The organism is Streptomyces sp. AF1A (assembly GCF_047340315.1).
In the GTDB taxonomy this organism is placed as follows: domain Bacteria; phylum Actinomycetota; class Actinomycetes; order Streptomycetales; family Streptomycetaceae; genus Streptomyces.
On sequence record NZ_JBLEBI010000259.1, the window covers coordinates 1 to 7160 of the forward strand.

5 protein-coding genes and 1 pseudogene are annotated in these 7160 nt (G+C 68.9%); 5 read left to right on the forward strand and 1 reads right to left on the reverse strand.

The window, feature by feature from the left end:
• The first annotated feature begins 872 nt into the window (after positions 1-872).
• The 5 genes and pseudogenes from ACLU3S_RS34745 to ACLU3S_RS34765 all read left to right on the forward strand — a co-directional run bounded on the left by ACLU3S_RS34745 (position 873) and on the right by ACLU3S_RS34765 (position 6645).
• Positions 873-1718, forward strand: a complete 846-nt coding sequence (locus tag ACLU3S_RS34745) for an alpha/beta fold hydrolase (RefSeq protein ID WP_413955962.1) — start codon at positions 873-875, stop codon at positions 1716-1718.
• A 714-nt stretch (positions 1719-2432) separates the two neighbouring features.
• Positions 2433-3577: pseudogene (locus tag ACLU3S_RS34750) on the forward strand (IS3 family transposase).
• Positions 3578-4503: 926 nt separating this feature from the next.
• A complete protein-coding gene (locus tag ACLU3S_RS34755; RefSeq protein WP_413955963.1) occupies positions 4504-5292 on the forward strand; it encodes a hypothetical protein in 789 nt (262 codons plus the stop codon).
• 180 nt (positions 5293-5472) lie between these two features.
• Positions 5473-6132, forward strand: a complete 660-nt coding sequence (locus tag ACLU3S_RS34760; RefSeq protein ID WP_413955964.1) for an RHS repeat-associated core domain-containing protein — start codon at positions 5473-5475, stop codon at positions 6130-6132.
• An 18-nt stretch (positions 6133-6150) separates the two neighbouring features.
• The gene (locus ACLU3S_RS34765) at positions 6151-6645 is read left to right on the forward strand and encodes a hypothetical protein (RefSeq protein WP_413955965.1); all 495 of its coding nucleotides are present in this window, start codon (positions 6151-6153) and stop codon (positions 6643-6645) included.
• Between the two features lie 42 nt (positions 6646-6687).
• Here ACLU3S_RS34765 and ACLU3S_RS34770 read toward each other — a convergent pair whose 3' ends face one another.
• Complete coding sequence (locus ACLU3S_RS34770) at positions 6688-7071, reverse strand: ATP-binding protein (protein ID WP_413955966.1); 384 nt, start codon at positions 7069-7071, stop codon at positions 6688-6690.
• Between the last annotated feature and the right edge of the window lie 89 nt (positions 7072-7160).

Genomic DNA, 7160 nt, shown 5'->3' on the forward strand with positions numbered 1-7160 from the left:
GGACCTCGCAAGAGCCTCACGGGGACCACCGACGAGAACCTCGCAGGGACCACCGACGAGAACCTCGCAGGGACCACCGGCGAGAACCTCGCAGGGACCACCGGCGAGAACCTCGCAGGGACCACCGGCGAGAACCTCGCAGGGACCACCGGCGAGAACCTCGCAGGGACCTCGCAGGGACCACCGACGAGAACCTGGCAGGGACCACCGGCGAGAACCTGGCGGGGACCTGGCAGGGACCACCGACGAGAACCTGGCGGGGACCTGGCAGGGACCACCGACGAGAACCTGGCGGGGACCTGGCAGGGACCACCGACGAGAACCTGGCGGGGACCTGGCAGGGACCACCGGCGAGAACCTGGCGGGGACCTGGCAGGGACCACCGGCGAGAACCTGGCGGGGACCTGGCAGGGACCACCGGCGAGAACCTGGCGGGGACCTGGCAGGGACCACCGGCGAGAACCTGGCAGGGACCACCGGCGAGGACCTCGAGGGGCGAGGACGAACAGCCGGCCGCTCCATGGGGCCGGCCGGCACCGGCCGGCACACGCACACCCCGGCACACACACCCCTCCACCCCGGCACGCCTGGAGACGACACCCGTGTGCTGTGCAGGTGCGGCACTGCGGGGACGGTGCCGGCCCGATGACGACACTCAGCCCGCACGATCCGCGAGGTGCACAACCATGGCCTGGATACCTTCCCTTCGGGCAGCAGCCGAACGCCGCGGCCACCGCGCCGCCAACACGGCGGCACACCCGCACCGTTCGAGACCCAAAACCACCACCAGCACCCAGCACCCGCAGGCACGCACCCGGCCCGAACCACACCCGGCACGGTTCGTGCACGCCCCCACCCAAAACCTGGGCCCGGTGACAGTGGCATACGAACGCCACGGCCACGGAGAACCGGTCGTCCTGCTGCACGGCCTGGGATACCACCGAAAAAGCTGGGACGCCATCGTCCCCCTGCTCAGCACCCACCGAGAGATCATCACGATCGACCTGCCCGGCTTCGGGCAGTCCCCCGACCCCGACCCCCGCATCCCCCGCAACCCGGAAACGGCCACAGCCTGGCTGGACGCGATATTCAAAGCCCTGAAAATCGAACAGCCCCACGTGGCAGGCCACTCACTGGGCGGACTGCTCGCCCTGCGAGCAGGACAAAGCGGCATCGCAAAGACCGTCACCGCCCTGGCACCAGCCGGCTTCTGGACCCGAGCCGAACGCCGCCGCACCTACGCCCTGCTGCACGCCGCCCACTACGGCGTACGCCTGCTGCCCGACACCGCACTCGAAGCCGTACTCGCCACCCCACCCGCCCGCGCCGTCCTGACCGGCACCCTCTACGGCCGCCCCGAAAAATGCCCCCCACACATAGCCGCCGCAACCCTGCGCACCCTGCAACACACCCCCGCCATCAAAGCCTCCCTACAAGCCGGACGCGCACCACACCTGTTCACAGGCAACATCCCCGACATACCCGTCACCATCGCCTGGGGCACCCACGACCGACTCCTGCCACCCCACCAAGCCACCCGCGCCCACACCATGATCCCCCACGCCCACCTCGTACCCCTGCCCGGCTGCGGACACATCCCCATGCTCGACGCAGCCGAACTCGTCGCCCACACCATCCTCCACGCCACCCAACCACACACACCACACCCACCCCAAAACAACCCCACCAACCCACAAACCCACACACACCACACATAACCCCCCCACACCCACCCCCCCGACACGCCACCCCGCACGCGGCCCGATACCGACCCGCACGCCGCCCCGCACGCGGTGCCGATGCCGGCCCGCACACCCCGCCACCGGTGCGCGACCACCACCTTGCGCACCCGCAGAACATCCCACCGGCACGGCCATACCCCTCCCGCCCCACACCCCCCCTTTTCCGTGCCGGCGGGGACAGTACACGTCAGCCGGCGCCGGCCGACGCCGGCTGACGGATCCAACCCCTCTCGCGGAGTGCCCATCGTGGCAGACCGCCGGACAACCACCGGCACGAAACCGGCCCGGTGACGACGGACCACCACTCCACCGGAGAGGACGGGCCCACCGTTGGATGCCCCTGTTATCCACCGCACTGGCATATGGCGGCAACACTTGTCCAACAGCGAACACCCAGATGGCCTAACCCAATGCGATGAAACCATTTCTCCCACCACACCAAACACACACCCCAACGAAACGTTTCCGCACCCCACACACCACACACCACAAGACGACACGCAGACGGCACCCCCAACCCCCGCCCAACCCCCCACCAAAACCCTCAAAATGCCCGCCCCAAACCCAGCCACCACACCCACTCCAAGTGAACACTGAACCGTTCCGGGTTCGGTAGAGATGGTATGCTCCGGGTTCAATGGGGCCGGGTTGCTGGAGAATTGACTATCCGTCAGCCTTCGGAGGCCCGTTATGCCCCGCAGCTATCCGCCCGAGTTCCGCCGCCGTGTCCTCGATCTGGTCGCCTCCGGCCGGAAGATCGCCGAGGTGGCCACGCTCCTCGGGATCAGCGAGCAGACCATCTATGTCTGGCGCCACCAGAATCTGATCGACACCGGGCAGATGCCCGGTGTCCCAAGCCATGATCAGGCCGAACTGACAGCAGCACGCAAGCGGATCGCAGAGCTCGAGGCAGAGCTGGCCATTCACCGGCGGGCATCCGAGCTCCTCGGGGAGACCGCCTCCCCAAAAGGCGGTTCGAGGCCATCCGAGTGATGGCCGGCGAGGGGCATTCAGTGCAGCGGGCCTGTCGAGCGCTGCACGTGGCGGAGTCGGGCTACTACGCCTGGCGCGATCGGCCACCCTCGGCCCGCACGGTGCGGCATGCATGGCTGACCGATGCCATCGTCGGTATCCACACCGCCTCCCGCGGCACCTACGGCTTCCGCCGCATCCATGCCGAACTCGACCTCGGATTAGGTATCCGCGTCAGCCACGGCACCGTAGAACTGCTGATGCAACGGGCCGGCCTGCAGGGCCTGCCCGGCAGCCGTCGCCCCCGCCGCATACGGCAAACACCCTCGGCCGCCGACCTGGTGGAACGCAACTTCACCCGGCACGCCCGCGACCGGCTGTGGGTCACCGACATCACTGAACACCCCACGATGGAAGGCAAGGTGTACTGCGCGGTGGTCCTCGACACCTTCTCCCGCAGGGTGGTCGGCTGGTCCATCGACGCCTCGCCCACCGCGGCCCTGACCACCAACGCGCTGAGCATGGCCATCGGCAACCGTCGTCCACAGCCGGGCGGCACGATCATCCACTCCGACCACGGGGTCCAGTTCAGCTCCTGGGCCTTCACAGAACGCGCCCGGGCCACCGGCCTGCTGCCCTCCATGGGATCTATCGGCGACTGCGTGGACAACGCGATGATGGAGTCCTTCTGGGCACGGGTCCAGGTCGAGCTGCTCGACCGGAAGCGGTGGCGCACCCGGCTGGAATTGTCCACCGCACTCTTCGAGTACCTGGAGATCTTCCACAACCGACAGCGCAGGCACTCCGCTCTGGGCATGCTCAGCCCAGTGGAGTACGAACTGCGTGCAGAACCTGTAGCGTGAAATCAGGTATCCCGACTCCGCATAACTCGGGGCAGGCCGAGCTCTCTACCGAACCCGGAACGGTTCAGCCGGCGCAACCGGCCGACAGCCTTCTGAACCCGACCAACGCCGAAGAACACCACACCCGGCGAGGACCCCGGGCAGCGCGGCACCCGCAGGTCCGCACCCCTCAACCTCGCCCAGCAGACACCATCCCGCGCCGGCCCCTGAACCACCGCCCGCCCGCGGATGCGCCCCGCCCACACTCCGCAGCCGAACCGCGCGACCCACGCGAGCACACCGAAGACGGCCCACCGGCCCCGCACCCGCCCGCAACCTGCCCCACCCACACCCCACGCACCCGCACCGGCACCCCGGCGCGGGTGCCCCTGTGCCGGTGGCGGTGCCGGGGAAACCCCCCACCGCGCCACCCCACCGACGCCGCCCAAGCTCCTGGACAGGGCGCCAGGCCGACAGCACCTCAGGCCCACCCGGTGACGACACAGCCCCCACATCCCACCCGGCCCAGACCAGGAACCCAAGCAGGAGGGGCGCAGCCAGACGCCGCAGGCGAACCGGCTCCCCCGCCAGGGACGGCAGGGCCGGGAATCCAACCGGCGGGCTGCGTCAGACGCCGCAGACGAACCGGATTTCTGGCGCCAGGAGCGGCCGGCCCGCGACACAGCCCAGCCGCCGAGGACAGGGCCCGCGGCCGACCCCAGCCACCGGCGCCTCTCCCGCCGCAACCGGGGCCCCACCGCTGGACATCGAACGGCGAATCAGGCAGGAAACGACCAGCCCCGCGCTGCGCCATCGGAACTAATCATCCGATATCACAAGTGCGTCGAGTACACGCGCGCCCCGCCACTCCTTACCGTGGCGTGCGCAACGCAGGGCAGGCGCGGGGTGCCCGTCCTGTCCTTGTACTGACGACGAAAGGACTGAGCGTGAACGCTCGCCTCCGTGCGAAGCGAACGGCGAAGCTCGGAATCACCGCGCTGGCCGCAATCGCCGCCTCCGCCCTCCCCCAATCAGCATCCGCCCTCACCCACGCCCCCCAAAAGAGCTTCGACCACTGGGGCGTCATCACCCGCAACACGATCGGCTCCCCCGTCGCCGCACTGAGAAACGGTCCGTTCGGCTCGTTCGGCGTACAAGGGTTGGCCGCGCGGCCACCGTACGGACAAGGCAGCCTCGGAATCGAGGTCGCCGACCACGCCACCTCCCTCACCGCACCCGGCGAGAAAGCCGCCTTCGGCAACGAGATCGACTTCTACGGCGCCCCCGTCCTGGCACTCGACCAGGTCGGATTCCACGTTTTCCAGACCGGCGAGAACATCACCTACGGCGGCCAGGAAAACATGCCGAACATCACCTTCGAAATCAACCCCAACCTCACCGAATCACCCACCACCACCTACTCCTCCATGGTCTGGCAGCCCCCAGCCTCCCCCGTGACAGACCGCTGGAGCCCGTACCTCGACGCCACCACGACCGGCACGTGGTACCTCACCGGCAACGCAGGCACCACAACCGGCTGCAACCAAACCACCACCTGCACCTTCGAACAACTGAAGAAGGCACTCAACGACGGCGGCACACAACCCACCCTCTACACCATCGCCATCAGCAAAGGACGCGACCACACCTGGATCGGCGCCGTCGACGGCCTGCGCATCAACCACACGATCTACGACTTCGAAGCCGACGGAGTCAAAACACACCGCCTCCGCTAAACCACCCCCACACACCCCACCTCACACCCAACCACCGGCCGGCCCCGCCGCCCCGGTCACCGACACAACGCAACCACACCGACCGCGCACCGGCCGGGGGCCGGGGCACGGTGCCGCCCAGGTGGAGGGAGAAAGAGGAGGCGTGAGGCAAGCGCTAACGCGTCGGTCTCTGCCGGAGCGGTGCGGCTGTCGTCGCTGTCGGGCGCAGTGACGGCGGCGTACACCCCGCTGCGCCTGCCCGGCCGGTACGACGGCCCCGAGACCGGCTTCTACTACAACTACCAGCGCCACTACGACCCGGACACGGCGCGCTACACCAGCCCCGACCCCCTGGGCCTGGGACCGGCGCCCAGCCCGGTCGCGTACGTCACCAACCCGCGCACCCGGATGGACCCCGAGGGCCTGATCGCCAAGGGGTGTACGGAGAACGGCGGTTGGTACAGCGGCCTGAAGCCCGCGAACCTCCTGAACGACCGTGGGGAGCGGGTCAACCCCGTCGACCAGGAGATCAACCACAGCCCGGCGAAGGCGTCATACGCCCACCTGGACGTGCCCGGCTTCCGCACGACCAAGAACGGCGGCGCCGGCATGGGACCGGCCATCCGCATGGACGCGTCGGATCACCGAGAGCTGACCAGCACGGGTTCCAGCAAAGAAAACGAGGAGTGGCGCGCGAAGCAGCGGGTGCTGATCGACGCCGGGCGCTGGGACCTGGCCATGAAGATGGACATCGACCAGATCCGTGAGCTGTACGGCGACAAGTACGACACCCACATCAAGGACATGATCGACAGCCTGAAGAACAACAGACTACGACATCCTGAAATGACGCCACCGTGAGGGAGTGAGGGGGAGGCGATGGATCTGGTACTCGACCCGCCGCGCGGAGTCGCGCCGATCCTGCTGGGCATGACGCTCGACGAGGCCCTCGCCGCGGCCTCCGACTGGGGCGAGCCCCGCGTGCTGCGCCGCCCGAGCCGGAACTCGGCGAAGGCGTCCTGGACCCTCGACCACGTCGGTGTGCAGGCTCTGGCCGAGGGCGGAGACCAGGTCACCGCCATCGAGTTGTGGTGGCCCTGCGAAGGGCGCACGTCCAGCACCCGCGTCCTGCTCGACGGGGACGAGGTGTTCGCCACCCCCGCCGAGGACCTCTTCCGGCGCGCGACCGAGCGGGGGTGGACGGTCGACACGTCGCAGCCCGAGTACCCGGTGATCCCCGGAGTGTCCCTGGGCTTCACCCGGCAGACCTCCCAGGAGGTCGAGCGGGACGCCGACGGCCTTCCGAGGTACGTCACGTCGGTGCTGGTGGGCGGTAAGGACTATGACAACTACCGGTACGAAGGACGCGGCTGACCGCGGCTCGACCCGCAGGACGGCGCAGACCATTCGACGCGCTCACCCGGCGGGGGCCTGGGGCGTTCTCACGGACGCCCAGACGGTCTTGCCGGGGCCGCTACGGCGGTCGGTGACGCCCCAGTCGTCGGCGAGGGCGATGAAGAGGAGGAGGCCGCGGCCGGATGCGGCGTCGGGGTCCGCGGAAGGGACGACGGCGGGCCGGCGTTCGCCGCAGGTGCCCGAGACCTCCGGGCGGAGTGCACCGTCGGCCTCGGTGGTCAGCCGTACGTGGAAGTCCCGTCCGGAGACCCGGCCGTACCGTACGGCGTTGGCGCACAGCTCGGCGGTGATCAAGGCCAGCATTTCGTTGGCCTCGCTGTCGTAGGGGTGGCCCCAGGCGTCCAGACAGCGCGCGACCAGCAGCCGGGCGAGGCGGCCGCCCAGACGAAGGCCGCTTTGAGGTAAGGCGGTTTCCGAACCGAGTGATCAAGTTCGAGGCACCATTCGACGCCGACCGTTAGAGATCAAGCTAA

Excerpts from the sequence above, each read along its gene's own strand:
- ACLU3S_RS34765 (WP_413955965.1), top strand. The coding sequence starts at position 6,151 with ATGGATCTGGTACTCGACCCGCCGCGCGGAGTCGCGCCGATCCTGCTG.